Below are 25,994 nucleotides of genomic sequence, written 5' to 3'. Positions count from 1 at the left end.
GAATTTGTTAATATCCGCACACACCGATGATAAAAACGACTATAAAAGAATGATCTTTAAAATTCATTATTAAAAAAGAGTCAAAATAAGCCATGCCGTGCATAAATTGTGTCAATAGTGACACATATCATCAACTTGAGTTTCTTTGCCGTCTATTCCACTCTTCCCAGCGAAAAACCCTGATATTCACATCAATAAAAATTTAGGTGATGATATGTTATCAATATTTAAGGCAGGGACAGCGGCAAATAAAGTCCCGGCGGAGAAAGTCCAGGAAACTTATGGCCGATACCGCATTCAGGCATTACTCAGCGTATTTCTTGGCTATCTTGCGTACTATATTGTGCGCAATAACTTTACCCTCTCGACTCCGTACCTGAAGGAACATCTGGATCTCAGCGCCACGCAGATCGGTTTACTCAGCAGCTGTATGCTGATTGCCTATGGGATCAGTAAAGGTGTTATGAGCAGTCTGGCGGACAAGGCCAGCCCGAAAGTGTTCATGGCATGCGGCCTGATACTGTGTGCTATCGTCAACGTAGGCCTGGGATTCAGTACCGGGTTCTGGATTTTTGCCGCCCTAGTCGTTTTCAACGGTTTGTTCCAGGGGATGGGCGTTGGCCCCTCATTTATTACCATCGCTAACTGGTTTCCACGTAAAGAGCGTGGACGTGTCGGCGCATTCTGGAATATCTCACACAACGTTGGCGGTGGTATTGTCGCCCCGATTGTGGGTGCTGCCTTTGCCATTTTAGGGAGTGAACACTGGCAAAGTGCCAGCTATATTGTCCCGGCCGGTGTTGCCGTACTGTTTGCTTTTATTGTGCTGATGCTGGGGAAAGGTTCACCGCGCCAGGAAGGCTTACCGGCTCTGGAACAAATGATGCCAGAAGAAAAAGTCGTATTAAATTCCCGACACGCTGACCAGGCGCCAGAAAATATGAGCGCCTTCCAGATCTTCTGTACTTATGTATTGCGGAATAAAAATGCCTGGTATGTTTCACTGGTAGACGTCTTTGTCTATATGGTGCGTTTTGGCATGATTAGCTGGCTGCCAATTTATTTATTAACCGAAAAACATTTCTCCAAAGAGCAAATGAGCATAGCGTTTCTGTTTTTCGAATGGGCGGCAATTCCTTCCACATTACTGGCGGGCTGGCTCACCGATAAACTGTTTAAAGGCCGTCGCATGCCGCTGGCTATGATTTGTATGGCGCTGATTTTTGTCTGCCTGATCGGCTACTGGAAAAGCGAGTCGCTGCTGATGGTCACAATTTTTGCCGCCATCGTGGGTTGCCTGATTTATGTTCCGCAGTTCCTCGCTTCCGTTCAGACGATGGAAATCGTGCCCAGCTTCGCAGTAGGTTCTGCGGTAGGACTACGCGGATTTATGAGCTACATTTTTGGCGCATCGCTGGGGACCAGCCTGTTTGGTGTCATGGTCGACAAAATGGGATGGCATGGTGGCTTCTATCTGCTGATGGGTGGGATTGTCTGCTGCATCCTGTTCTGCTACCTCTCTCATCGTGGCGCTCTGGAGCTCGAACAACAACGAAAAAATGCTCAGCAAGAGGAAGCATCACTGCAGTTGGCCGATGCCCGCTAATCAATTTCAGTCTCGCAAAAAAGTGCCAGCGATGCTGGCACTTCAATAAATTCAGATAAAGAATAAATATCTCAACGTGATATTTATTGCTAATCGTAACATTCAAAATTATTGCTTACCGTAACCCACCATGAAGCGAATAATCAAACCGCATGCAGGAGCAATAAAAAGAAATAATCCGGTTACCATTTCGTTACCATTGGTCAACCGCATAGTTAAAATGTAAATTAATGCCGCAAGGATGGCCATGCCGAAGAAAGCGCTGATCGACGCCGCAGCGCCCATAACCTGCCAGATATAACAACTGACGCCCAAAATGCTTAGTACAAGAAAGATCCAGAAATAGAGCATAGCGATACCTCCTGTCTGCCGTAAACTTAACGTAAGTCCTTACGCTTCCTTAACTTTATATTCTAAGACAAGTCCCATTTCTGCGCAATTTAAGCAACATCTTAGTTACAAAATCATTGACCTGCGCACTATTCAACTGTCTGAAAGATTTTTTTATCTGCATAAAAACAACGAATTATAAATAGGTTAATTTTTACGCTTAATCGCCGTAAAAACATTTACGAATCTTGAGTAATTATTTCTGGCTGACATTAATCTTCGGGTGTACATTGTGCGTCCGATCATTCATGCCCCCTCGTGGTTTTGTCCTGACTCAGTTTTACACTCTTTACAGGAACCAATGTCGTTCATGGCGGCCTAACGATCAGTATCAGAGAGTAACGCTGTAGACAAAGAATCTTCGCGATACATTTATTCCGTATCAACAACAGGTGCTTATGTTCCCCCAATGTAAATTTTCACGCGCGTTTTTGCATCCGCGCTATTGGCTCACGTGGTTTGGTGTCGGCGTGCTCTGGTTACTGGTGCAACTTCCTTATCCAATATTATGTTTTCTTGGTACTCGTACAGGAACGCTGGCGCGACCATTTTTAAAACGTCGCGAATCTATTGCCCATAAAAATCTTGAGCTCTGCTTTCCCAATTTGTCGCAGGAAGAGAGAGACAAACTGGTTGACGAAAATTTTCGCTCACTCGGCATGGCGCTTCTTGAAACGGGTATGGCCTGGTTCTGGTCAGACCGCAGGGTTCGCAAATGGTTTGATGTAGAAGGATTAGACAACCTGAAACGTGCGCAGAGGCACAACCGTGGCGTGATGGTGGTCGGCGTACACTTTATGTCGCTCGAGCTGGGCGGTCGTGTTATGGGGCTTTGCCAACCGATGATGGCAACCTATCGCCCGCACAACAATAAGTTGATGGAGTGGATCCAAACCCGCGGTCGTATGCGCTCGAACAAGGCCATGATCGGCAGAAATAATCTGCGCGGTATTGTCGGTGCATTGAAAAAAGGAGAAGCCGTATGGTTTGCTCCCGATCAGGACTACGGCCGTAAAGGAAGCTCATTTGCTCCCTTCTTTGCCGTCAAAGATGTGGCAACCACCAACGGTACCTACGTGCTGTCGCGTTTGTCGGGTGCAGCGATGCTGACCGTAACCATGGTGAGAAAAGCAGATAACTCTGGTTATCGCCTGTTCATCACGCCTGAAATGGAAGGTTACCCGGCTGATGAGTGCCAGGCAGCGGCCTATATGAACAAAATTATCGAAAAAGAGATCATGCGCGCCCCCGAACAGTATCTCTGGATCCACCGTCGCTTCAAAACGCGCCCGATGGGTGAAGCCTCGTTGTATATCTGAAAAGAAAGGCCGCAAGGCCTTTCTTTTTTTCTCCAGCTGAATTACTTCACGCCCCACTTATTGTGGAGTTCAGTCATTCGTTCGTTATAGCTTCGGGCAATGCAGGCTGGCTCATTATCCTTCTCCTTCCAGCACTCGTTGCGTCCTTTGATCCAACCGCGCTGCTCTGCTTTTAACATCGGATCATTGTTCGATTTAGCCAGTGCCTGTTTAAAAATTTCGTTCAATTTCAGGTCCATTGCAGAGAGCGATGGGCTCTGGCAAATAATATCTTCCGCACTTCCCTTTTGAACAGCAGAGCAGGAGTAAGACGGACCAGCGTTGGTCGATTTTTTCGCTGGAGAATAATCAATATTGTCCTCCGGCAGGCAAACCCCGTGCTGACGATTAGGTCCAGTCCATGATACATCCGGATTTCCGTCATCGTTGCGGGAGATAGAAACGGTATTCTTACCACTTGTCGCCTCCCAATAGTTTTCATTGAAAGCCTTCACCGTCGCCTTCGCGCCATCAATCCAGACATTACCTTTACCATCACTATTCACACCACCAATACTTGCGCAGCTGAAATTGAACGCCAGCGGCGAGGCCGCCATCGACGTCAACGGCGTAAGAGCAAGTGCTAACATCATTAACCTGGTCATTTTTAACCTTTTCATTATTAAATTCCGCGAAAAATTAACCGCATTAACATCATGGCGATATGAGAATTATCCGAGTAAGCATTCCGTCGCTCAATAGCAATTTATTACCGAAAGAAATTAAACTGTCGCCGAATCACGACACTTGTAAGTTATTAAAATTAAATAAAAAAATGCCTCTTGTCTCACCTCATTTTTAGGCGTACATTAGCGCCGTCTGGAGCATTAAAGCTCAGAATTCTGAGGTGATGCAGCCAAGCAAACGAGGGGAATTCTTCATTTCGTTTATGCGTGCATCAGCTCTCTGTCAGGTAAGCATATGTTCATTCAGACGTACCTCAGGTACGCGGAGAGATGAAAAGTGAAATATTTCTTTATGGGCATTTCTTTTATGGTCATCGTTTGGGCCGGTACTTTCGCCCTGATGATCTAAATATAAAGACGCAGCAAAAAAACAGGAGCCCTCAGGCTCCTGTTTGCTTTTGGAGAAACGTGTTGTTAGTCCGTACTTTCGGTGGTCGATTTCGCACTGGCAGGCAGCAAACCATCCGCGCGAAACATTGCTTTGATGCCACGAATGGCCTGGCGAGTACGGTCGCGGTTCTCAATAAGCGCAAAACGTACATGTGTATCGCCATAGTCACCAAACCCAATCCCCGGCGAAACGCATACCTTCGCTTCATTCAGCAGTTTCTTGGCAAATTCAAGTGACCCCATCCCGGCGTATTGCTCAGGAATTTTCGCCCACACGTACATTGAGGCCTTGGGCATCTCAACCATCCAGCCCGCTTCATGCAGCCCTTTGACCAGGACATCACGACGACGTTTATATTGCTCTGCAATATCTCGCACGCACTGCTGATCGCCTTCCAGCGCGGCGATGGCCGCAACTTGCAACGGTGTAAAGGTTCCGTAATCGTGATAGCTCTTAATTCGCGCCAGCGCGTTTACCAGCGTTTTGTTACCTACCATAAATCCGATACGCCAGCCCGCCATATTGTAGCTTTTCGACAGGGTAAAAAATTCAACAGCGACATCGCGAGCCCCCGGTACCTGCATAATTGAGGGTGCTTTCCAGCCGTCGTAGACGATATCGGCATAGGCCAGATCATGAACCACCAGCACGTCATAGCGTTTAGCCAGAGCCACAACTTTTTCGAAGAATTCCAGCTCGACGCACTGCGCAGTCGGGTTCGACGGGAAACCTAAGATCATCATCTTCGGTTTCGGATAGCTTTCGCGAATCGCGCGCTCCAGCTCATTAAAGAAATCGACGCCTTCGACCAGCGGCACAGATCGTACCTGCGCGCCAGCAATCACCGCGCCATAAATATGGATCGGATAGCTCGGGTTCGGGACAAGAACAGTATCGCCGTGATCCAGCGTGGCCAGCATCAGGTGCGCCAGCCCTTCTTTGGAACCAATCGTCACAATTGCTTCAGATTCAGGATCAATCTCAACGTCATAGCGTTCATGATACCAGCGGGAAATCGCCCGACGCAGACGCGGTATGCCTCGCGAGGTGGAATAACCGTGCGTATCCGGGCGCTGCGCCACGGTACAGAGTTTTTCGACAATGTGAGGAGGCGTGGCCCCATCCGGGTTCCCCATGCTGAAATCGATAATATCTTCGCCGCGCCGACGCGCAGCCATCTTCAGTTCAGCAGTAATGTTAAAAACGTAAGGGGGAAGGCGATCAATACGCGTAAAGCGACGTTCAGGGCGGGTGTCAGCCATAATATCCTCAGATTAACGTTAGCGCCCGGACCGTCCGAGCGACGCTGCCACAATGGTGGCACGTTTAGAAAATAGCCTGAATAATTTCCTTCTGTCGAGAGGCAAACCAAAATATTTTTAATTGACACAAAAGAGGAACAATCAGTAAAAATGAGGAAATAACCATTTTCACACCTCGCTTAAAATTACCTTCATTTAACATTTTGTTGTTAATTACATTACTTTGAGCGCAGCACTGACAGGACAGGTATTGTAAATACAACAATCACGCAACAATCCCCTTTTAATATTATGGTTTTTCCTCATTAGATACATGCTGCGTGGACGCTGGTCATCCTGGCCCAGGTTACCTATCATAGAGGTTTAACCCTTGCGCAAGAGTCATCCGTGCACGAAATATTCAATATGCTGCTGGCGGTATTTGACCGGGCAGCACTGATGCTGTTTTGTCTGTTTTTCCTGATTCGTATCCGCCTGTTTCGCGAACTGTTGCACAAATCAGCCCACTCTCCGAAAGAGCTACTCGCTGTTACCGCGATTTTCTCAATGTTTGCCCTGTTCAGTACCTGGTCCGGCGTACCGGTTGAAGGCTCGCTGGTTAACGTGCGTATTATCGCGGTCATGTCAGGGGGAATTCTGTTTGGTCCATGGGTCGGTATCATTACGGGCCTCATCGCGGGCACTCACCGCTACCTGATCGACATCGGCGGCGTCACCGCCCTGCCCTGTTTTATCACCAGTATTCTGGCTGGCTGTATTGCAGGGTGGATCAACCGTAAGATCCCCAAAACGCAGCACTGGCGCGCGGGCATTTTAGGCGGAATGCTGTGCGAATCCCTGACGATGATCCTCGTCGTCGCCTGGGCCCCCTCTACAGCACTGGGACTGGATATTGTCTCGAAAATCGGCATCCCAATGATCCTGGGCAGCGTCTGCATTGGCTTTATCGTCATGCTGGTGCAAAGCGTGGAAGGTGAGAAAGAAGCCAGCGCCGCGAAGCAGGCCAAACTGGCGTTGGATATTGCCAACAAAACCTTACCGCTTTTTCGGCAGGTTAACAGCGAGTCGCTCCGCCAGGTGTGCGAAATTATTCGCCATGACATCCATGCGGACGCCGTCGCAATTACCAATACCCAGCACGTTCTGGCCTACGTTGGCGTGGGGGAACTTAACTACCGCGATAACGATGATTTCGTCAGTCCGACCACGCAGCAGGCGATCAATTACGGAAAAATCATCATTAAAAACAATGATGAAGCGCATCGCACGCCGGAAATACACTCCATGCTGGTTATCCCGCTTTGGGAGAAAGGTGTTGTCACCGGTACGCTAAAAATCTACTACTGTCACGCCCACCAGATAACCTCCTCGCTGCAGGAAATGGCCATCGGCCTGTCGCAAATTATCTCGACGCAGCTTGAAGTTTCCCGGGCGGAACAGCTACGCGAAATGGCAAATAAGGCAGAGCTACGCGCACTACAAAGTAAAATAAATCCCCATTTCCTGTTTAACGCCCTGAACGCGATTTCATCCTCGGTACGGCTTAACCCAGACACCGCACGCCAGCTCATTTTTAATTTGTCGCGTTATCTTCGCTACAATATCGAATTAAAAGACGATGAGCAGATCGACATCAAAAAAGAGCTGTATCAAATCAAGGATTACATCGCCATCGAACAGGCACGTTTTGGCGACAAACTCACGGTTATTTATGATATCGATGAAGAGGTAAGCTGTTATATTCCCAGCCTGCTGATTCAGCCGCTGGTAGAAAACGCTATCGTCCATGGGATTCAGCCCTGCAAAGGGAAAGGCGTGGTTACCATCAGCGTTGCAGAGTGCGGCAATCGGGTTCGTATTGCTGTGCGGGATACCGGCCACGGTATCGATCCAAAAGTGATTGAACGGGTCGAATCCAATGAAATGCCGGGCAATAAAATTGGTCTGCTGAATGTGCATCATCGCGTTAAGCTACTCTACGGTGAAGGCTTACATATCCGCCGTCTGGAACCAGGCACTGAGATTGCCTTTTATGTGCCGAATCAGCATTCGCCCATAGCCGCACCGGCTACATTATTGCTTTAACCAGGAGTGAAGTCGTGAAAGTCATCATTGTCGAAGATGAATTCCTGGCCCAACAGGAACTGAGCTGGCTGATAAAAGAGCACAGCCAGATGGAGATTGTCGGCACATTTGACGACGGTCTGGACGTGCTGAAATATCTCCAGCACAACCGCGTGGACGCCATTTTTCTGGATATCAATATTCCCTCGCTGGATGGCGTACTGTTGGCGCAAAATATCAGTCAGTTCGCGCACAAGCCTTTTATTGTCTTTATTACCGCGTGGAAAGAGCACGCCGTCGAAGCCTTTGAACTGGAAGCCTTCGACTACATTCTGAAGCCGTATCAGGAATCACGCATCGTCGGGATGTTGCAAAAACTGCAAGCCGCCTGGCAGCAACAGCAAACGGGAACCTTGCCCGCCAGTCCGGTGGCCCGCGAGAACGACACGATCAATCTCATCAAAGATGAGCGGATCATCGTCACTCCGATCAACGACATCTACTACGCAGAAGCCCATGAAAAGATGACGTTTGTCTACTCCCGACGTGAATCATACGTAATGCCGATGAACATCACCGAATTTTGCAGTAAATTGCCCGCCTCGCATTTCTTTCGCTGCCACCGCTCGTTTTGCGTGAATCTGAATAAAATCCGCGAGATTGAACCCTGGTTTAACAACACCTACATTTTGCGCTTAAAAGATCTGGAATTTGAAATCCCGGTTAGTCGGAGTAAAGTTAAAGAGTTCAGACAGTTAATGCATTTATAGCGCAGAGAAAGAGCGATGAAAGAGCCAGGCCTACCCGCAGACCAACAGTTTTTCGCCGATCTGTTCAGTGGCCTGGTATTAAACCCGCAGCGCCTGGGGCGCGTATGGTTCGCGACCCATCCCACTACGCTACCAGGTGGTAGTTTATGTATTGATCTTCCGCGCCTCGATATCGTTTTACGTGGCGAATACAGCAACCGACTGGAAAAAAAGCAATACAGTCTGCCAGAAGGCGACATGCTGTTTATCCCGGCGAAAGCGGCGAATCAGCCTGGCAGCGATAAGCCCGTGATGCTGCTGAGCCTGGTTTTTTCTCCGGCCTGGCTGGGGCTCTCATTTTACGATAACCGAACCGCATCGCTGTTGCGCCCGCTACGCCGGATTGAGTTACCGCATCCGCAGCGCGGTGAAGGCGAGGCGATGCTAACTGCATTAACCCATTTAAGCCGCTCTCCTCAGGCTCAGGATATCATTCAACCGCTGGTGCTTAGCCTGCTGCATCTGTGTCGTAGCGTGGTGAATACGCGCCCTGAAACTGAGCGTCCACGCACTGAATTTCTCTATCACAGTATGTGTAATTGGGTACAGGATAACTACGCCCAACCGCTGACCCGGGAAAGTGTGGCCCAATTTTTCAATATCACTCCCAATCACCTGTCAAAAGTGTTTGCCCAGCACGGCACTATGGGATTTGTCGAGTATCTGCGGTGGGTCAGAATGGCGAAGGCACGCATCATATTACAGAAATACCATCTGTCGATTAGCGAAGTCGCACAACGGTGTGGATATCAGGACAGTGATTATTTCTGCCGCCTGTTCCGGCGTCAGTTTGGTCTGACGCCGGGTGAGTATGGCGCACGTTTTAAATCTGCACGTTGATTGAGACAGCATCAACGGGTTTAATACCCCGCAGACTTAATCAATAAAGTGAATATGCAATGAAAAACAGACGTGCACTCTCCCTGATGTGTTATCAGATGCTGGAATCAGGTACGGATCGTCGGACCGTGAAAAGAGCTCTCACCTCTCATCGTGTAAAGGGTCGCGAAGCGGTAGTGCTGCTCTGCAAACAAGAGATGACGTTGCTGAGGGCCGGGAAACTACCGTTCTCTGATTGATAATTTCCCTTTCTGACCCTCTTATCCACTCTTGCTGTCAAACTTAAAACGTCAGTTCCGCCTCCAGCAGCGCCAGAATACTGTCAGCATTTTCAGCGGCAAACAGCGACTGGCGGAACTGCTTGTTCACAAGCTTGCGCGCCAACTGTGAGAAGACCTTCACGTGATTAATGCCTTCATCGGCACCCAGCGTCAGCATGATCACCAGTTCCACGTCACCCATCTCAGACTGCCAGTCAACGGGTTGCAAAAGCCGGGCAATGCTGATGCTGGAGTGGCGGATCCACTGAGATTTTGTGTGCGGGATAGCCACGCCAAAACCGACGGCGGTGGTGACGATCTCTTCGCGCTGCCAGACATCCTCTTCCAGCTCAAACGGATGTTCAGTTCGCCCATTAACGCCAAGATTGCCGCACAGAAACTGAATCACCTGCTCTTTGTTGGTCAGTGGCTCACCAACGAAAATATTCTCCAGCGCCAGCAGCGGACGCACATCTTTCTGCGGTGCAAACTGGTTGAGCAGATCTTCTATCTCCTGAGCGCTACGGCGCTCACAGGCCTGCATGGCGAGTTCACGGCATGCGTGGCTGTCCAGTTGACGAAGCTGGCTTTTCACCGCCGGAATGCGTGGACTGCTCATGCTCAGCTCGTCGAGCCCTAAGCCCAGCAGCAGGGGTAAATAGCGTCCTTCCCCGCCCAGTTCCCCACAAATACCCACCCATTTACCGCGCTCGTGCGCCACGCGGATAATCTGCTGTAACATACGCAGGAACGAGGGCGTAATCGGGTTGTACAGCGGCGAAACGCGCGGGTTATTACGATCGACAGCGTACAGGTACTGGGTCATATCGTTTGAACCAATACTGAAGAAATCCACCTCATCGCAGAAATGGTCGATGATGTAACACACCGATGGCACTTCAACCATAATCCCCAGCGGGATGGTTGAGGCATGGCGTAAACCGTCGGTTTTCAGCTCAACCATCGCTTTCTGCAGTTCGTTTTTTACCCATAAAATCTGGTCGAGACTGTGTACCATCGGGATCATCAGTTGTGCATTACCGAAGGTCGCCGCACGTAAAATAGCGCGTAACTGCGTGCGAAACAGTCCAGCAAACTCCGGATAAATCCGCACCGCACGGTAGCCCAGGAACGGATTCTCTTCTTGCGGAATATTGAGATAGCGAATGTTCTTATCACCGCCAATATCCATGGTGCGAAAGATAACCGGCTTGTCGCCCGCGGCCAATAAGACCTGCTGGTAGGCTTCAAACTGTTCCTGCTCATCAGGCGCGCTGTCGCGGTCCATAAACAGCATTTCAGTCCGAAACAGACCAATCCCTTCCGCGCCATTGGCAAACGCTCCCGGCGCTTCCAACGCGGTACCAATATTCGCCGCAACGTCAATACGCTGATTATCTTTGGTCAGCGCGGATTGGGCAGCATCAAGCGCCTGGCGTCGCTGGCATTCATCAGCGAGCCTCTGCGCAATCGCGTAATAGCCGCGAACCGCCTCGTCCGGATTGATGGACATCACCCCACAACGCGCATCCAGTACTGCCTGCTGTCCTGCATAGCGGCTGATAGCCTCCAGCGGCAAGCCGCTAAGCACTGGAATAGCCGACGCACGGGCGAGGATCAGGGTATGCGAGGTGCGCCCTGTTTTCTCGAGGATCATGCCAGAAAGATGTTGCAAATCAAGGCTTAAAAACTGGCTGGGCGTCAAATCCTCAGCAACCAGAATTGTCGGTTTATTTAGCACCAGCGCATTACGCGGTCGTCTTTCAGGCCAGGTGATGTGCAGCAACTGTTCGCTGATATCACGGATATCGCTGACGCGCTCGCGCAGATAATCGCTACCGGAGGCCGACAGCCTGGCGCATACCTGCTCCATATTGACGATAATCGCCGCGCCTAGCCCCAGATGCTGCTCCAGCATTAAGCGGCGAATGTTCCCGGCAAACTCGTCGTCCTGAATCAGCGACAGATGCGCGCTAAGGATGGTTTTACTCTCACCATCGCGCTCGCGCAGCTGCTGATTGAGCTGTTCGGCTAGCGTCGCCAGACTGTGCTCAAGTCGGGTATTGTCTTCAGCACTCGCCGCTATCACGCGATAGCTTTCCAGATTATTGCTCTGCCAAAGCGTGAGCGTCCCCGCCCCCACGCCCCCTGCCAGCACGGTACCATAAAGAAGGTCTGGATTTAGGCGAATCAACGAACGCGGCAACGGATGCGCCGCCAGTTCCGCCTGCGTCGGCTGAACGCTGTCGCTGTCAATAAACCGATGCTGGAGATACTCCTCCAGCGCTCGCCGGGCCTGTTCTTCATCGCGACCAGTGATGGCCAGGCTACAGCTGTCGTTAAACAGCGTCCCGGTGCCAATCAGCGCCAGCGAACTTTTCGCATCCGCCCTCACATTCTGGCGATGGTTAATAAATATCACCTCACTTTGCCACTGGTTGCACTGCTCTTTCAGCTCCCATGCAGGGCGCGCATGCAGGCCGTTGGGTAACGGGCAAAGAAATTGAATCGTAAGCATAACAACTCCTGATTAGCGCGAAATCAGCATCTGAAATCCGTCAGATGAGCCACGGTTTCGCACGTAAGATGTGAAATAAGAGCCGATAACAATTGCTGCGTCTGAATGATGTCATGACAGTCGGCAATCGATGCAGCGCAGTGCCCATGCCGCGTGGCGGGTCCCATAACAACCGTTGGGATCCCCGTGCCGCTGACGTGCACCGCCCCGCCGTCAGTACCGCCGTTACTGAACATATCGATCTGCAGGGAAATGCCCGCGTCAGCGGCCACGCTTTCAACCCAAGCCGTCAGTTTTGGCGGTGCAATCAGCGATTTATCGCTTAACACCAGCATCGGACCTTTGCCGAGCTGCCGATGGTTGGCCGTACCATAATCAAAGTTTTTGCCCCAGCAGGCGGTATCCAACACGATCGCCACATCCGGTGCGACCGCGCGTGCTGCCGTTTGTCCGCCGCGCAATCCCACTTCTTCACTGGAACTGGCTACCAGCCAAACCTCACAAGGGAGAGTGGCGTGATGCCATTCACGCAGTAGCGCCACCAGCAAATAGCACCCAAGCCGGTCATCAAAGGCTTTGCCCATCACTCGTTGGTGCGGCAAAACCTGAAAGGTGGTGTCAAAGGTGACACGATCGCCCGGGCGGACGCCGGCCTGAAGCACCTCTTCATAAGAGTGCGCGCCAATGTCCACCCGCAGCGCGCTCACATCATTGCCGCTACGCTCGCCGTCAAGCAGACCGGGGATTTTGCTCTCTTCGCGGGTGGTGATCCGCACCGGCTGCAGTTGTCTGGCCGCCATGCGCACATTTCCCACCGGTAAGACATCAATCGCCCCTTCGCTGGAAATACTGCGCACGATAAATCCCACTTCATCCATGTGCGCGCAGATCATTACCTTCGGCCCCGCTGATTCATTCAGACGGATCAGTACCGATCCCAGACCATCAAAGCGCACTTCTTTGTGCAGGCGATCCGCCTCCTCAAGCAAGATCTGTCGCACTTCCTGTTCTGAAGAAGCGATCGCATCCGCCTCGCTCAGCGCTTTCAGTAGCGATAAGTCCATTACGCCTCTCCCGTGTGTAACAATGTTTTCGCCATGGTGTAGAGCGCCTCACCGCCGTCTGGCGTCACCAGCACGACATCCTCAATACGCACACCTCCCTGCCCCGGCAGATAAATACCCGGTTCAACTGTGAGCAGCATGCCAGCCGCCAGAGGGGTCATGTCAGAGGGAGAAAAGCGCGGGTTTTCATGCACCTCAATGCCGATAGCGTGTCCGGTATTGTGGCCGAAATTATCGCCGTAGCCTGCCTGAGCAATCACCTGACGGGCAGCTTCGTCCACTTCATGACAGCGCCGACCCGGTCGAATTGCCGCCACCGCCGCACGATGCGCCGCCAGTACAATCTGATAGACGGAAAACAAAGGACTCTCTTCCGCTGGCTGGCTGGCATCTGGGATGCGAAAGGTTCGCGTCATATCCGAACAATAGCCCTGACACTGCGCACCAAAATCCAGCGTGATGAACTCACCTGCCTCGACACGCTTATCACTGGCTTTACCGTGCGGCAGTGCGCCGCGCCAGCCGCTGGCAACAATGGTGTCAAAAGAGGCTTTATCTGCGCCGAGCGTACGCATATACCACTCCAGTTCAGCGGCGATTTCACGTTCGCTGAGACCGGGTTGAATAAAGCGGCGAATATGTTCAACGCTAAGATCTGCAATTCGGCAGGCCTCGCGAATGCTGGCTATCTCCTGCGCCGTTTTTATCTGCCGAAGCACATCCGGTACGGCGCTCACCAGTCGGGCGTGCAGTTTACCCGACCACGCGCTCGCCGTTTCCCAGCTTACCTGCTCACCTTCGAACCCCACCGTCTGCAGCTTTTCGTCCGCAATGATGTGATTCACCCGCGAATACAGCGTGTGCGTTCCATCGAGTAGATGGATCTGATAGCCCTGAGTACGCGTAGCGACATCAGTGTAGTAACGGGCATCGACCAGAATATGCGCGCTTTTATGGCTGATAAACACAAACCCAGAACTGCTGGAGATCCCTATATGCGGCTGTTTATTCTGCCGAGAGGACAGCAGCATCGCGTCGAGATGTTGCGCCGTTAGCCAGTCACGCAGTGAGGCAAGTAAGCTCATGGTCACAATCCTTTTAATCAGAGGCTTTCAATCAGCAATTTGCCTTTGCGATACATCATGTTACGCAGGAACACCACCATCAATGCCGTAATCACCGCGCCTAACAGGATCCCCGCCATATAGACGCCGAGGTTAGTCACCAGCGGCCATGCCCAGATAGCCGATTCCGGGAACCACTGCACCGCCCCCAGCCAGACGGCTGTCGTCGATCCGACAATAGCACCCACCATATAGGAAGGAATTGCCGTGATGGGGCTTTCCAACGCAAACGGGATCGCCCCTTCGCTGATACCCATAAACGCGAGGAACATCGCCGTTTTTCCCTGCGGGTAGAGCTGTGCGCTGAACAAACGTTTACCGGTTAAGCGACGGTCAATAAGCGTGGCCAGCCCGAGACCAATTGGAGGGATCACAATCGCAATAGAACGCGCGGTTACCGGCAGAACGTGATCGGTGGTAAAGCTAAAAGCGACGAATCCTGCAGCCTTATTGATAGGACCGCCGAGGTCAATCGCCGTTGCTGCGGAAATCCCCATTGCATACATCAGCGTGCCTCTCTCTCCGGCCGCCGTCAGCAGAGTACGAATTCCGCCGTTGATCCAGCCGCCAAACGGCGTTATCACGTAATACATCGCCAGCATGACGAAAATGGCGGAAAGAATGGGCAGTAAAAAGGTGGTTTTGAACGCCAGCAGGAAATCAGGCAACTGGATTTTTTGGTTCATCCACTTCACCAGATACCCGGCAACAATCGAGATAATCAGCGCGCCAATAAAAGTTGACGGAACAGGAGCACTGGTTGCCCATTGCAGCGTCGCTGGGTCAAAATTCAGTACTTGCGTGGGCTGGGTGGACATCAGACCACCGATGAACCCCGCGGGAAATGCCAGCTTGCCACCGATTGAGTTGGCGACGAACGCGGCAAACATTGGGATAGCAAAGCCAAACAGCACGCCGCCAAAAGATTGCGACAGCCAGGCAAATTTCAGTAATGCGAGATTGAAACCGGTGAATTTTCCGCTGTTCAACGCATCCATGATGCCAGTGTCAGCAGGTATATCGAGCCAGCTATAGGCGATCAGCTGTGAGAAGGCGAGAATGACCCCGCCCATAATTAACGTCGGCACCATGCGTGAAATACCCGACATCACATGTTGCGGAAGTTCGCCCCAGAAGCTATTGCGGGAGGCCGGTGGATTTTTTATTGCCGCTGCGGCACCAGATGCGCCAGGCACAACGGTTGCACTGCGTTTTTTAATGGCCATACGTGATTCCCTGTCGATAATTATTGTTGTTCAGCGGCAACCATCTCTTCGATCTCTTTAATGATGCCGGCTGCATTTTTTATCGCGTCCTGTAACGTAATTTCATAGACGTCACGCGACTCAAAACGCTCGTTGTCTTCAGGGGTGACGGCGACGGAGTGAATGATTAACGTCGCCTCTGCGATATCCTGCGCCGTCAAACGGTTTTGAATTCCATCCGCGCCCTGGGTTTCAATTTTTACTTCATAACCCGCTTCAACCGCCGCTTCTTCCAGCGCCTGAGCCGCCATAAAGGTATGGGCCAGCCCCATCGGGCATGCACAAACAGCAATCAATTTTTTGCTCATATTCATTTCCTCGTAATAGTTAACGAGTGAAATTATGGTCCGGGAAAAGGAACGATCGTTACCAGAGAAATAATGCTTTTACTGGACAAATAATCCCGCAATCAGGAAGTGTGACGAAGGTCGGAAAGGCGGGCGGCAGGCATAAAAAAGCCGCGTAAATAACGCGGCTTTGCAGGTTTTTTGCGAAGCAATTATAAAATATGTCCCAGTGCCTGGCGCAGATGTGCGCCGGAACCCAGCAGGCCCGGGTTATCATGCACAATCAGATATACTGGGATGTCCTGGACGTAGGCTTTAAAACGGCCTTTATCTTCAAAACCACCGCGGAAGCCTGAAGCCTTAAAGAAGTCGAGGAAGCGCGGGACGATACCGCCAGCGATGTATACGCCGCCAAATGTCCCCAGCGTTAACGCCAAATCGCCGCCAAAACGCCCCATGATGACGCAAAACAGTGACAGCGCCCGACGACAGTCGATACAGGAGTCAGCCAGCGCACGTTCAGTGATATCCTTCGGCTGCAGATTTTCCGGCAGCCGCCCGTCAGACTTAACGATAGCGCGATACAGATTCACCAAACCCGGTCCGGACAACACGCGTTCCGCGGAAACATGACCAATTTCGGCGCGCAGAACTTCAAGGATAATCCCTTCTTCTTCGCTGTTAGGCGCAAAATCTACATGACCGCCTTCGCCGGGCAGGCTCACCCAACGTTTATCCACGTGCACCAGATGCGCCACGCCGAGTCCGGTTCCGGCACCATAGACCGCAATCGGTTTACCTTCGACAGGTTCCGCGCCGCCAAATTGGATCAAATGCTCTTTTTTCAGCATCGGAATCGCCATCGATACAGCGGTGAAATCATTGATAATTTCCAGATGGCTGAAGCCCAGATTTTTTTTCATCTCAGCAATAGAGAATGCCCAGGTATGATTGGTCATTGCCACCCAGTCGCCGGTGATCGGACAGGCAATAGCAATGCAGCCATCTTCAACGCTGACGCTATGCTCATCCAGGTACACGCGCACCACGGCCTCAAGGCTTGGGTAATCCAGCCCGGAATAGGTTTTTGCCTGCGAAATCTCGCCGCTGGCAATATCGCACAGAGCAAGACGCGCGTTGGTGCCACCAACGTCACCTACTAAAGCATATTTTGTCATTCTTCTACTGCTCCGCTAAAGTCAAAATAAATCTTTGCCACACTGTAAATTCATGGGGGCATAACAACAACGGTCTAAAAGCTGATGCCCGTGGAAAATCGATCCAGATCACACAATTACTTTATCGTTTCAGCACCATTTGCAGCGATGCCGTCAGGCTGGCTGTGCAAACTATGTCTATGACTCTGTTTTAAGGAATAGAAAATGCTCCATCCGCGAGCCAGAACGATGCTGTTACTATCAACTCCGGCGCTCATCATTGGCATAGCGTCCAGTCTGGTGTTGATCGTTGTGATGAAAGTGGCTTCTGTTTTACAGCTTTTTTTATGGGAGCGTTTGCCCGCTGGAATCGGAATCGCCCATGACTCTCCGCTGTGGATTATCGGAATGCTCACGCTGATCGGATTGATGGTTGGCGTTGTCATCCGCTACAGCCACGGCCATGCAGGTCCGGATCCGGCTTGTGAATCATTAATTGGTATGCCGGTCCCAACGTCAGCAATACCGGGTCTGCTGGCCGCGCTCATCCTTGGCCTCGCGGGTGGCGTCAGTCTGGGACCGGAACACCCCATCATGACGGTGAATATCGCACTGGCAGTGGCGCTCGGCAGCCGCATGTTTCCCCGCATTGCGAAACTGGACTGGACCATTCTCGCCTCTGCCGGCACCATCGGGGCGCTATTTGGCACCCCCGTGGCCGCCGCGCTGGTGTTTTCACAAACGCTGAATAGCTCGAACGATGTTCCCTTGTGGGATCGCCTGTTTGCGCCGTTAATGGCCGCGGCGGCGGGCTCGCTGACCACCAGCCTGTTTTTTCACCCTCATTTTTCACTGCCCATCGCGCACTACACGCAGATGCACTTGATCGACATTCTCAGCGGTGCGGTCGTGGCCGCCATCGCTATTGCTGCCGGAATGGTAGCCGTCTGGTGTCTGCCGCGTTTGCATCATGTAATGCATCGATTAAAGCACCCGGTGCTGATCCTTGGGGTTGGCGGCTTTATCCTCGGTATTTTGGGCGTTATCGGTGGGCCGCTTACCTTATTTAAGGGGCTGGATGAAATGCAGCAAATGGCGTTTAGTCAGACGCTGGGCACATCGGATTATTTCATGCTCGCCATCATTAAGCTGGCGGCGTTGGTGGTGGCTGCAGCGAGTGGTTTTCGCGGCGGGCGAATTTTCCCGGCAGTGTTCGTTGGCGTCGCGCTGGGGCTGATGCTGCACGCCCACGTTGAAGCGGTACCGGCGGCTATCACGGTTTCCTGCGCGATTCTCGGGCTCGTGCTGGTCGTCACCCGTGACGCCTGGCTCAGCCTGTTTATGGCAGCAGTGGTCGTGCCAGACACGACCCTGCTACCGCTGCTGTGCATTGTCATGCTGCCCGCCTGGCTGCTGCTGGCGGGCAAGCCGATGATGATAGCCAGCCGTCCTGATCAATAGCTATCCCCCGTTACGCGTTTCCAGCGCACGGGTCACCGTGCGCAATAACTCAGGAAGATCGGCTTTCGGAAGCACCACCTCAATTAACGACAATCGTTGCGGGCGCCACAACCGGGCCAGCACTTCTTCCAGTTGTACAGCCTGCGTCACTCGCCAGCATTCCGCCTGACATTCACGACTAAACGCCTGCGGCACCTGCGTCCAGCTCCAGGCGGCGATATCGTTATAACGCTGAGTTGCCCCATGTATGGCCCGCTCCACGGTGTAACCATCATTATTAAGCAGCAAAATAACGGGAGACTGCCCATCTCTTAGCATAGAACCCAGTTCCTGAATGGTGAGCTGCGCCGCGCCGTCGCCAATAATCAGGACCACTCGGCGCTCCGGACAGGCGGTTTGCGCGCCGAATGCAGCCGGGAGCGCATAGCCGATCGATCCCCACAAAGGCTGAACGAGCACCTCCGCGCCGCCGGGTAGCGAGAGCGCAGCCGCGCCAAAGGCTGCGGTTCCCTGGTCAACAAGGATAATGTCATTAGGCGCCAGATACTGCTGCACCGTATGCCAGAAGTTTTCCTGCGTCAGAGGTCCCTTCTCAACCAGAGTGCGCGTAACTGGCGGACGTTCTGGCGGCAGTGAAAACGACATTTCCAGACACAGCTCCCGCAATGTGGTGACCGCCTGCTCCATCGGGATGTTAAACCAGCTGGTTCCAATCCGTGAGGCATGAGGCTGAACCTCAATGGTGCGCTCCTGCGGTAGCTGTTGCGTAAACCCGGCGGTCAGGGTGTCGACAAATTGTGTGCCGACACAAAATATCGTGTCGGCATCCTCGATAGCCAGACGAACATAATCGCTACTGGCACCAGCACTGTACGTGCCAACAAACGCCGGATGACGTTCATCGAACAGCCCTTTGCCCATCAACAGCGTGGCATGGGCCATCGGCGTCTCCGCCATCCAGCGTTGTAAAACCGGCTGCAGCCCAAAACGTAGCGCGAGAAAGTCCGCGAGCAGCGCGACACGCGGGCTGTCCAGCAATCGTTCACGGGCATGGTAGCGAAACGCCTCTGCCACGCTGCTTTCCGGTTCGCTCAAAGGAACAGTCAGAATGTCATCCGGCGGCGTCGCGGGCTGTTTTGCCACATCAGCAGGTAACATCAGATAGCCCGGTCTGCGTTCGATAAGCATTGTTCGCAGCACGCGGTCAATTTCATAGCAGGCGTTTTGTTCATCCAGTACCGCGCTCGCCGTCGTCACCGCCTGTTGCATACGATAAAAATGTTGAAAGTCACCATCACCCAGCGTGTGATGCATCAGCTCCCCGCGGCGCTGTGCGCCGCGACAGGGTGCCCCAACAATATGCAAAACAGGAACATATTCCGCATAACTTCCTGCGATACCGTTAATCGCACTTAACTCGCCCACGCCAAACGTGGTGAGCAGCGCCCCCACCCCAGACACCCGCGCATAGCCATCCGCAGCATAAGCCGCATTCAACTCATTCGCACACCCGACCCAACGTACGCTGGGATGTTCAATCACATGGTCAAGAAACTGCAAATTATAATCGCCAGGCACACCAAAGAGATGGCCGACGCCACAGCCTGCCAGTCTGTCCAGCAGGTAATCAGCAACGGAATACGGGGTTTGCATGACAGCTATCCTTCTGACGGTAACCTCATGTTGAGTATCGAAGAACTGGGTTAGCTGTCCAGGAAAGTCGCGGTGAAGGGGGTGGAAAGCAGGATGTACAGTTTTCACCCAAAATTTCATTGCGACACGCCTGGTGTAAACGTATACATTGATTCTCTTATGTTATCCGACAGGAGGCTACATGGCTTATCAGGCTGATGAAAATCGTTACCAGACAATGGAGTACCGCCGTTGCGGGCACAGCGGCCTTAAACTGCCGATTGTCTCGCTGGGTTTGTGGCACAATTTTGGTGATACCACGCAGGTCGAGAATAGCCGGGCGTTGTTACAGCGCGCATTCGACCTTGGGATCAGCCATTTTGATCTGGCAAATAACTATGGTCCGCCGCCGGGTTCAGCGGAACGAAATTTTGGCCGCATCCTGCAGGAAGATTTTTTACCATGGCGAGATGAGCTAATCATCTCCACCAAAGCGGGCTACACCATGTGGGAAGGGCCTTACGGGGACTGGGGTTCACGCAAATACCTGATAGCCAGCCTCGACCAAAGCCTGAAGCGACTGGGACTGGAATATGTCGATATCTTTTACCACCATCGCCCCGCCCCTGAAACGCCGCTCCGGGAAACCATGCGTGCGCTGGATCATATCGTTCGTCAGGGTAAAGCGTTGTACGTCGGGTTGTCTAATTACCCGGCAGACCTTGCCAGGCAGGCGATTGAAATACTCGACGATTTAGGTACGCCATGTCTTATCCATCAGCCCAAATACTCCATGTTTGAACGTTGGGTCGAAGATGGCCTGCTGTCGTTGTTGCAGGAAAAAGGCGTCGGCAGTATCGCCTTTTCACCGCTGGCAGGCGGGCAGTTAACCGACCGCTACCTGAACGGTATTCCTGCTGATTCTCGTGCGGCAAGCGGCAGTCGTTTCCTGAACCCGGATCAGATTACGCCAGAGAAACTGGAGAAGGTGCGGGCGCTGAATGTGATTGCAGAGCGACGCGGACAAAAGCTGTCTCAGATGGCGCTCGCGTGGGTGCTACGGGATGACAACGTCACATCTGTGCTGATTGGTGCCAGTAAACCGGCGCAAATTGAAGATGCTGTCGGTATGCTGGCCAATCGTCACTTTACGCCCGAAGAGTGCACGGAGATTGATGCCATCCTGAGTTGATTGAAATAAAGACACATTTATTAACAAAAAGTGCTCTCACTTACGATTTAGGAGTTAAGCCGATGAAACGGGGCTTTACTGCCCCGTAATATTGTATTAACAGGCCGGCTACGGCTCGATCGTGAAGGAGAGAAAACATGTTCAGGTCACTGATTCTGGCGGCAGTCTTATTGGCTTTTACACCGCTGGCCGCGAACGCTGGCGAAATCACCCTGCTGCCATCGATCAAATTACAAATTGGCGATCGCGATAATTATGGTAACTACTGGGATGGCGGACGCTGGCGCGACCGGGATTACTGGCACCATAACTATGAGTGGCGCAAAAATCGCTGGTGGCGTCATGACAATGGCTATCATCGCGGTTGGGATAAACGCAAAGCTTATGAGCGCGGCTATCGTGAAGGCTGGAACGATCGCGATGACCATCGTGGGCGTGGACGCGGTCACGGGCACCGACATTAATGTAACAAAAGGGCCTGCAGGCCCTTTTGTTTTTACAAACCGAGCGCGGTTCCCACCAGCAGCCAGATATTGAGTGCCACCACCAGTACCACAATCACCCAGCCCAGCTGTTTCACCCACCGGCGGTTAACTAAATCGCCCATCAGTTGACTGTCGCTGGTAAAGATCAACAGTGGCACCAGCGCCAGCGCAATACCGAAACTGAGCAATACCTGGCTCATTACCAGAATACGCGTCGGATCCAATCCCATCAGAATCACAATAAATGATGGCATCATGGTAACAGTCCGGCGAACCCATAACGGAATGTGAAAGCGGATAAACCCTTGCATCACTACCTGCCCCGCCAGCGTACCGACCACAGTGGAAGAGAGCCCTGCGGCCACCAGACTTAAACCGAACACCGTCGCCGCAGCGTGACTTAACAGCGGTTCAAGGGTCAGATACGCCTGATCCAGGTCGGCAATACCGGTATGTCCACTAAAGTGAAACGCGGCTGCAGCCGTCGCCATCATCGCCAGGTTGACAAATCCAGCAATCGTCATGGCGATGGCCACATCCCATTTTGTGGCTGCATAGCGCTGTTGTCGCGTTCCACCGTGCAGATGCTGTGTTAAGGAAGAGTGCAGATAAATAACGTGCGGCATAATTGTCGCGCCTAGCACGCCAGCGGCGAGGAATACCGCCTCAGAATTAGGCAGACTGGGAATAATCATCCCTTTACTAAGCTGCGCAAAGTTCGGTTGGGAAAAAACCAGCTCCACAATATAAGCAGCAGCCACAAACAGCAGTAGGCCGCCAATCACTTTTTCCAGCGGCTTCTGTCCGCGACGCTGCAGCATCAGAATTAAGAACGTCGCGATACCGGTGAGCACGGCCCCTTGCAATAACGAAACGCCGAGGATCAGCTTGAAGCCAATTGCCGCGCCAATAAATTCAGCAAGGTCTGTCGCCATGGCGATAATTTCAGCCTGCACCCAGTAGAACCACACCACCGGGCGGGGATAGTGATCGCGAATTTGCTCCGCCAGGTTTTTACCCGTGGCAATACCCAGTTTTGCCGACAGCACCTGAATCAGCATCGCCATCAGGTTTGCCCATACCACTACCCACAGCAGTTTATAACCAAAGCTGGCCCCAGCCTGGATATTGGTAGCAAAGTTACCTGGATCGATATAGCCGATCGCCGCGATGAACGCAGGTCCCATTAATGCGAGCTTCAACTTGCGCGTAGCCCGTCCACTGCTACTCTCAACGCGATCGTTAGTCATTTTTAATGCCTCAGAAACATAGCCTTTGCTATATTTCAAGCTACGCCTATTGAGAATGATTATCAAATTCATTTTAATGGGTGAAGTTGATTTCTCTGATAGTGTTGGTCTATGGATCGATAAGGATTCTGGAAAAAACGGCAAGATGTTTAATTATTGTTATAGATTAGCACAATGACATAACTTTTCACTTAGATACCAAGCATAACGGAAGTGTATCACCGATCACTAATTTTGAATCTCGTCACAGGTCCTTACTATAGTGTGTGTTTGATCTCGTTTTCTTTATGGTTGTTACATAGAATGTGCACGAAAACTAAACCTGCCTCATATTTGGAGCAAATATGGACCGCGTCCTTCATTTTGTATTGGCATTGGCCGTTGTTGCGATCCTTGCGCTGCTGGTAAGCAGTGACCGTAAAAAGATTCGCATTCGTTATGTTATTCAACTGCTTGTTATTGAAGTGTTACTGGCGTGGTTCTTCCTGAACTCCAACGTCGGCCTGGGCTTCGTAAAAGGCTTCTCCGAAATGTTCGAAAAACTGCTCGGTTTTGCCAACGAGGGGACGAACTTCGTCTTCGGTAGCATGAATGATCAAGGCCTGGCATTCTTCTTCCTGAAAGTACTGTGCCCTATCGTCTTTATCTCCGCCCTGATCGGTATCCTTCAGCATATCCGTGTGCTGCCGGTTATCATCCGCGCAATTGGTTACCTGCTTTCCAAAGTGAACGGTATGGGCAAGCTGGAATCCTTCAACGCCGTCAGCTCTCTGATCCTGGGTCAGTCTGAGAACTTTATCGCCTATAAAGATATTCTCGGCAAAATGTCTCGCAACCGTATGTACACCATGGCTGCAACGGCGATGTCTACCGTTTCCATGTCTATCGTCGGCGCGTACATGACCATGCTGGAGCCGAAGTACGTTGTTGCGGCGCTGGTACTGAACATGTTCAGCACCTTTATCGTGTTGTCGCTGATCAACCCTTACCGTGTTGATGCCAGCGAAGAAAACATCCAGATGTCTAACCTGCACGAAGGTCAGAGCTTCTTCGAAATGCTGGGTGAATACATTCTGGCGGGTTTCAAAGTGGCAATTATCGTTGCGGCGATGCTGATTGGTTTCATCGCGCTGATCGCTGCCCTGAATGCCCTGTTTGCCACCGTAACCGGCTGGTTTGGCTACAGCATATCCTTCCAGGGCATCCTGGGTTACATCTTCTATCCGGTTGCATGGGTAATGGGTGTGCCGTCCAGCGAAGCGCTGCAGGTAGGTAGTATCATGGCGACAAAACTGGTTTCTAACGAATTCGTTGCAATGATGGATCTGCAGAAAATCGCCGCTACGCTCTCTCCACGCGCTGAAGGCATCATCTCTGTGTTCCTGGTTTCCTTCGCTAACTTCTCTTCTATCGGTATTATCGCCGGTGCGATTAAAGGTCTGAACGAAGAGCAAGGTAACGTGGTTTCCCGCTTTGGTCTGAAGCTGGTATACGGTTCTACGCTGGTGAGCGTACTGTCTGCATCTATCGCAGCACTGGTGCTGTAAGCGTAAGACAACGTCGTAGTGATAAGGCCGGGGAATTTCCTCGGCTTTTTTATGCCTGCTATTCAGCAAACCGGAGATACCAGGTAAAAACCGACAGGATACAGAAACAAAAAACCCCCGCTTTTCAGCGAGGGTTTAAATTTTGGTGGAGCTAAGCGGGATCGAACCGCTGACCTCTTGCATGCCATGCAAGCGCTCTCCCAGCTGAGCTATAGCCCCACGATGCTTTTACGTATATGCCAAATTTATTGGGATAAAATTTGGTGGAGCTAAGCGGGATCGAACCGCTGACCTCTTGCATGCCATGCAAGCGCTCTCCCAGCTGAGCTATAGCCCCATTACGTAAAGCTTGTCGAGTTGACGGGCGGCATCATATGAATTCCCTTCGCGTGTGTCAACGGCAAAATTAACTCATAGAATTCAATCGCTGAAAAAGCAGTCAAATGAAGAACATTGCGTAACAACTCGCATTCAGTAGTTAAACGCGTCACGGTTTCTACTAAAATGGTGCTATAAAATGAGCCACTAATTAACCCCACGACTATTCAGGGAATCGTTATGTTCAAGGAACGGATGACGCCAGAAGAGCTAGCTAATCTGACCGGATACAGCCGACAAACCATCAATAAATGGGTGCGCAAGGAAGGCTGGGCTACATCACCTAAACCTGGCGTTCAGGGCGGTAAAGCCCGACTGGTTCACGTCACCGAACAAGTTCGCGAATACATTCGCAGCGCTGAGCGTTCAGCCGAAGGCTTATCAGACAATTTATCGTTATCCGGTGATACCTCTATTGAGGCGCTACTGATTAGGCTCGCCAAAGAAATGACGCCGTCAGAACAGAAAATGTTTACGTCACTGATCCTGCGTGAAGGCATTACGGGTTTACTACAACGCTTAGGGATCCGCGAAAACAAATAATATGAAAAATTTACGCAGCAAAATGACGACCGAAGAACTGGCTGAATGTCTCGGGGTTGCCAAACAAACCGTCAATCGCTGGATCAGAGAACAAAACTGGACCACCGAAAAGTTTCCCGGCGTTAAAGGTGGTCGTGCAAGACTGATTCATATCGACTCCAACGTCCGCACGTTTCTTCTCAATATTCCGGCTTTTCGCAAAGTACCTGACGTTTATCAGGCTGAAGAACCGCTGGCAGAATACACTCACGTTATGCGTAGTCACGCCTGTCGGCAGATAATCAGCGCACTGGACAACATGTCGCCAACGGAACAAGAAAAGTTATGGCAGTTTATCTCACGTGAAGGTATTCGCAATTTTCTTGCCCGATTAGGGATTGATGAGTCTGAATAACAGGCAAAAAAAACGGCAGGATGCGCTCCTG

General features: G+C 51.6%; 24 protein-coding genes and 2 tRNA genes. 13 read left to right on the top strand and 13 right to left on the bottom strand.

Features of this window, described 5'->3' with window-relative positions:
• Window positions 1-214 precede the first annotated feature (214 nt).
• The gene (gene pgtP / locus On2M_RS06195) at window positions 215-1,606 is read left to right on the top strand and encodes a phosphoglycerate transporter PgtP (protein WP_187253508.1); all 1,392 of its coding nucleotides are present in this window, start codon (window positions 215-217) and stop codon (window positions 1,604-1,606) included.
• 108 nt (window positions 1,607-1,714) lie between these two features.
• On the opposite strand, the gene On2M_RS06190 is transcribed toward pgtP, so the two are convergent.
• Complete coding sequence (locus On2M_RS06190; protein ID WP_187258636.1) at window positions 1,715-1,957, bottom strand: DUF2545 family protein; 243 nt, start codon at window positions 1,955-1,957, stop codon at window positions 1,715-1,717.
• Window positions 1,958-2,394: 437 nt separating this feature from the next.
• On the opposite strand from On2M_RS06190, the gene lpxP reads away from it, so the two are divergent.
• Window positions 2,395-3,315, top strand: coding sequence for a kdo(2)-lipid IV(A) palmitoleoyltransferase (gene lpxP / locus On2M_RS06185; protein WP_187253509.1), 921 nt, complete (start codon window positions 2,395-2,397; stop codon window positions 3,313-3,315).
• Between the two features lie 41 nt (window positions 3,316-3,356).
• Here the strand turns inward: lpxP and On2M_RS06180 are convergent, their stop codons facing one another.
• Window positions 3,357-3,974 carry a lysozyme inhibitor LprI family protein gene (locus On2M_RS06180; RefSeq protein WP_151217558.1) on the bottom strand — a complete coding sequence of 206 codons (618 nt, stop codon included), beginning with the start codon at window positions 3,972-3,974 and terminating at the stop codon, window positions 3,357-3,359.
• 343 nt (window positions 3,975-4,317) lie between these two features.
• Between On2M_RS06180 and ypdK the strand changes: the two genes are divergently transcribed.
• Complete coding sequence (gene ypdK / locus On2M_RS06175; protein ID WP_010723117.1) at window positions 4,318-4,389, top strand: membrane protein YpdK; 72 nt, start codon at window positions 4,318-4,320, stop codon at window positions 4,387-4,389.
• 65 nt (window positions 4,390-4,454) lie between these two features.
• Here the strand turns inward: ypdK and alaC are convergent, their stop codons facing one another.
• A complete protein-coding gene (gene alaC / locus On2M_RS06170; RefSeq protein ID WP_151217560.1) occupies window positions 4,455-5,693 on the bottom strand; it encodes an alanine transaminase in 1,239 nt (412 codons plus the stop codon).
• A gap of 387 nt (window positions 5,694-6,080) precedes the next feature.
• On the opposite strand from alaC, the gene On2M_RS06165 reads away from it, so the two are divergent.
• From On2M_RS06165 to On2M_RS06150, 4 genes are read left to right on the top strand one after another with little or no spacing between them, the layout of a single operon-like run.
• On the top strand, window positions 6,081-7,778 hold the full coding sequence (locus tag On2M_RS06165) for a sensor histidine kinase (protein WP_210904510.1): 1,698 nt from the start codon (window positions 6,081-6,083) through the stop codon (window positions 7,776-7,778).
• A gap of 14 nt (window positions 7,779-7,792) precedes the next feature.
• Window positions 7,793-8,527 carry a LytTR family DNA-binding domain-containing protein gene (gene ypdB, locus On2M_RS06160; protein ID WP_210904509.1) on the top strand — a complete coding sequence of 245 codons (735 nt, stop codon included), beginning with the start codon at window positions 7,793-7,795 and terminating at the stop codon, window positions 8,525-8,527.
• A gap of 15 nt (window positions 8,528-8,542) precedes the next feature.
• Window positions 8,543-9,406, top strand: a complete 864-nt coding sequence (locus On2M_RS06155; RefSeq protein ID WP_187253512.1) for an AraC family transcriptional regulator — start codon at window positions 8,543-8,545, stop codon at window positions 9,404-9,406.
• A 59-nt stretch (window positions 9,407-9,465) separates the two neighbouring features.
• Window positions 9,466-9,645: a hypothetical protein gene (locus On2M_RS06150; RefSeq protein ID WP_151217566.1), complete on the top strand. Its 180-nt coding sequence runs from the start codon at window positions 9,466-9,468 to the stop codon at window positions 9,643-9,645.
• Window positions 9,646-9,688: 43 nt separating this feature from the next.
• Here the strand turns inward: On2M_RS06150 and ptsP are convergent, their stop codons facing one another.
• The 6 genes from ptsP to glk form a co-directional block, all read right to left on the bottom strand.
• The gene (ptsP, locus tag On2M_RS06145) at window positions 9,689-12,184 is read right to left on the bottom strand and encodes a phosphoenolpyruvate--protein phosphotransferase (protein WP_210904508.1); all 2,496 of its coding nucleotides are present in this window, start codon (window positions 12,182-12,184) and stop codon (window positions 9,689-9,691) included.
• A gap of 23 nt (window positions 12,185-12,207) precedes the next feature.
• The gene (ypdE, locus tag On2M_RS06140) at window positions 12,208-13,248 is read right to left on the bottom strand and encodes an aminopeptidase (RefSeq protein ID WP_151224060.1); all 1,041 of its coding nucleotides are present in this window, start codon (window positions 13,246-13,248) and stop codon (window positions 12,208-12,210) included.
• A complete protein-coding gene (gene ypdF, locus On2M_RS06135) occupies window positions 13,248-14,333 on the bottom strand; it encodes an aminopeptidase (protein WP_210904507.1) in 1,086 nt (361 codons plus the stop codon). Before ypdF ends, ypdE begins: the two co-directional genes overlap by 1 nt.
• Window positions 14,334-14,350: 17 nt before the next feature.
• Complete coding sequence (locus On2M_RS06130; RefSeq protein WP_151217572.1) at window positions 14,351-15,598, bottom strand: PTS fructose transporter subunit IIC; 1,248 nt, start codon at window positions 15,596-15,598, stop codon at window positions 14,351-14,353.
• 20 nt (window positions 15,599-15,618) lie between these two features.
• Window positions 15,619-15,945: a fructose PTS transporter subunit IIB gene (locus tag On2M_RS06125; RefSeq protein WP_003028254.1), complete on the bottom strand. Its 327-nt coding sequence runs from the start codon at window positions 15,943-15,945 to the stop codon at window positions 15,619-15,621.
• A gap of 191 nt (window positions 15,946-16,136) precedes the next feature.
• Window positions 16,137-17,102, bottom strand: coding sequence for a glucokinase (gene glk, locus On2M_RS06120; RefSeq protein ID WP_151217573.1), 966 nt, complete (start codon window positions 17,100-17,102; stop codon window positions 16,137-16,139).
• 204 nt (window positions 17,103-17,306) lie between these two features.
• On the opposite strand from glk, the gene On2M_RS06115 reads away from it, so the two are divergent.
• A complete protein-coding gene (locus On2M_RS06115) occupies window positions 17,307-18,542 on the top strand; it encodes an ion channel protein (RefSeq protein WP_210904506.1) in 1,236 nt (411 codons plus the stop codon).
• On the opposite strand, the gene On2M_RS06110 is transcribed toward On2M_RS06115, so the two are convergent.
• Window positions 18,543-20,195, bottom strand: coding sequence for a thiamine pyrophosphate-binding protein (locus tag On2M_RS06110; protein ID WP_210904505.1), 1,653 nt, complete (start codon window positions 20,193-20,195; stop codon window positions 18,543-18,545).
• A gap of 181 nt (window positions 20,196-20,376) precedes the next feature.
• Here On2M_RS06110 and mgrA point away from each other — a divergent pair, with 181 nt between their 5' ends.
• The gene (mgrA, locus tag On2M_RS06105) at window positions 20,377-21,366 is read left to right on the top strand and encodes an L-glyceraldehyde 3-phosphate reductase (RefSeq protein WP_210904504.1); all 990 of its coding nucleotides are present in this window, start codon (window positions 20,377-20,379) and stop codon (window positions 21,364-21,366) included.
• Window positions 21,367-21,503: 137 nt separating this feature from the next.
• Window positions 21,504-21,830, top strand: coding sequence for a DUF2502 domain-containing protein YpeC (gene ypeC / locus On2M_RS06100; protein ID WP_137384261.1), 327 nt, complete (start codon window positions 21,504-21,506; stop codon window positions 21,828-21,830).
• Window positions 21,831-21,862: 32 nt separating this feature from the next.
• On the opposite strand, the gene On2M_RS06095 is transcribed toward ypeC, so the two are convergent.
• A complete protein-coding gene (locus On2M_RS06095; protein ID WP_255587896.1) occupies window positions 21,863-23,173 on the bottom strand; it encodes an Nramp family divalent metal transporter in 1,311 nt (436 codons plus the stop codon).
• A gap of 272 nt (window positions 23,174-23,445) precedes the next feature.
• On the opposite strand from On2M_RS06095, the gene nupC reads away from it, so the two are divergent.
• Complete coding sequence (gene nupC, locus On2M_RS06090) at window positions 23,446-24,648, top strand: nucleoside permease NupC (protein WP_151217579.1); 1,203 nt, start codon at window positions 23,446-23,448, stop codon at window positions 24,646-24,648.
• A gap of 143 nt (window positions 24,649-24,791) precedes the next feature.
• On the opposite strand, the gene On2M_RS06085 is transcribed toward nupC, so the two are convergent.
• A tRNA-Ala gene (locus tag On2M_RS06085) sits at window positions 24,792-24,867 on the bottom strand.
• 42 nt (window positions 24,868-24,909) lie between these two features.
• Window positions 24,910-24,985 (bottom strand) — tRNA-Ala (locus tag On2M_RS06080).
• A 221-nt stretch (window positions 24,986-25,206) separates the two neighbouring features.
• Between On2M_RS06080 and On2M_RS06075 the strand changes: the two genes are divergently transcribed.
• On the top strand, window positions 25,207-25,569 hold the full coding sequence (locus tag On2M_RS06075; protein WP_006683575.1) for a YfeC-like transcriptional regulator: 363 nt from the start codon (window positions 25,207-25,209) through the stop codon (window positions 25,567-25,569).
• A 1-nt stretch (window position 25,570) separates the two neighbouring features.
• The gene (locus On2M_RS06070; protein WP_151217581.1) at window positions 25,571-25,963 is read left to right on the top strand and encodes a YfeC-like transcriptional regulator; all 393 of its coding nucleotides are present in this window, start codon (window positions 25,571-25,573) and stop codon (window positions 25,961-25,963) included.
• Window positions 25,964-25,994: the final 31 nt, after the last annotated feature.

Origin of the sequence: Citrobacter sp. On2M (assembly GCF_018035235.1) — a bacterium.
Classification (GTDB): Bacteria; Pseudomonadota; Gammaproteobacteria; order Enterobacterales; family Enterobacteriaceae; genus Citrobacter; species Citrobacter meridianamericanus.
Note: the sequence above shows the minus strand (reverse complement) of the source record. Positions and strands in the feature narration are given on the sequence as shown.

Excerpts from the sequence above, each read along its gene's own strand:
- nupC (WP_151217579.1), top strand. The coding sequence starts at position 23,446 with ATGGACCGCGTCCTTCATTTTGTATTGGCATTGGCCGTTGTTGCGATC.
- On2M_RS06110 (WP_210904505.1), bottom strand. The coding sequence starts at position 20,195 with ATGCAAACCCCGTATTCCGTTGCTGATTACCTGCTGGACAGACTGGCA.
- On2M_RS06115 (WP_210904506.1), top strand. The coding sequence starts at position 17,307 with ATGCTCCATCCGCGAGCCAGAACGATGCTGTTACTATCAACTCCGGCG.
- mgrA (WP_210904504.1), top strand. The coding sequence starts at position 20,377 with ATGGCTTATCAGGCTGATGAAAATCGTTACCAGACAATGGAGTACCGC.
- On2M_RS06190 (WP_187258636.1), bottom strand. The coding sequence starts at position 1,957 with ATGCTCTATTTCTGGATCTTTCTTGTACTAAGCATTTTGGGCGTCAGT.
- ypdE (WP_151224060.1), bottom strand. The coding sequence starts at position 13,248 with ATGGACTTATCGCTACTGAAAGCGCTGAGCGAGGCGGATGCGATCGCT.
- glk (WP_151217573.1), bottom strand. The coding sequence starts at position 17,102 with ATGACAAAATATGCTTTAGTAGGTGACGTTGGTGGCACCAACGCGCGT.
- On2M_RS06125 (WP_003028254.1), bottom strand. The coding sequence starts at position 15,945 with ATGAGCAAAAAATTGATTGCTGTTTGTGCATGCCCGATGGGGCTGGCC.
- alaC (WP_151217560.1), bottom strand. The coding sequence starts at position 5,693 with ATGGCTGACACCCGCCCTGAACGTCGCTTTACGCGTATTGATCGCCTT.
- ptsP (WP_210904508.1), bottom strand. The coding sequence starts at position 12,184 with ATGCTTACGATTCAATTTCTTTGCCCGTTACCCAACGGCCTGCATGCG.
- On2M_RS06075 (WP_006683575.1), top strand. The coding sequence starts at position 25,207 with ATGTTCAAGGAACGGATGACGCCAGAAGAGCTAGCTAATCTGACCGGA.
- ypeC (WP_137384261.1), top strand. The coding sequence starts at position 21,504 with ATGTTCAGGTCACTGATTCTGGCGGCAGTCTTATTGGCTTTTACACCG.
- lpxP (WP_187253509.1), top strand. The coding sequence starts at position 2,395 with ATGTTCCCCCAATGTAAATTTTCACGCGCGTTTTTGCATCCGCGCTAT.
- On2M_RS06180 (WP_151217558.1), bottom strand. The coding sequence starts at position 3,974 with ATGAAAAGGTTAAAAATGACCAGGTTAATGATGTTAGCACTTGCTCTT.
- ypdF (WP_210904507.1), bottom strand. The coding sequence starts at position 14,333 with ATGAGCTTACTTGCCTCACTGCGTGACTGGCTAACGGCGCAACATCTC.
- On2M_RS06095 (WP_255587896.1), bottom strand. The coding sequence starts at position 23,173 with ATGAATTTGATAATCATTCTCAATAGGCGTAGCTTGAAATATAGCAAA.
- On2M_RS06070 (WP_151217581.1), top strand. The coding sequence starts at position 25,571 with ATGAAAAATTTACGCAGCAAAATGACGACCGAAGAACTGGCTGAATGT.
- On2M_RS06150 (WP_151217566.1), top strand. The coding sequence starts at position 9,466 with ATGAAAAACAGACGTGCACTCTCCCTGATGTGTTATCAGATGCTGGAA.
- On2M_RS06130 (WP_151217572.1), bottom strand. The coding sequence starts at position 15,598 with ATGGCCATTAAAAAACGCAGTGCAACCGTTGTGCCTGGCGCATCTGGT.
- On2M_RS06155 (WP_187253512.1), top strand. The coding sequence starts at position 8,543 with ATGAAAGAGCCAGGCCTACCCGCAGACCAACAGTTTTTCGCCGATCTG.
- pgtP (WP_187253508.1), top strand. The coding sequence starts at position 215 with ATGTTATCAATATTTAAGGCAGGGACAGCGGCAAATAAAGTCCCGGCG.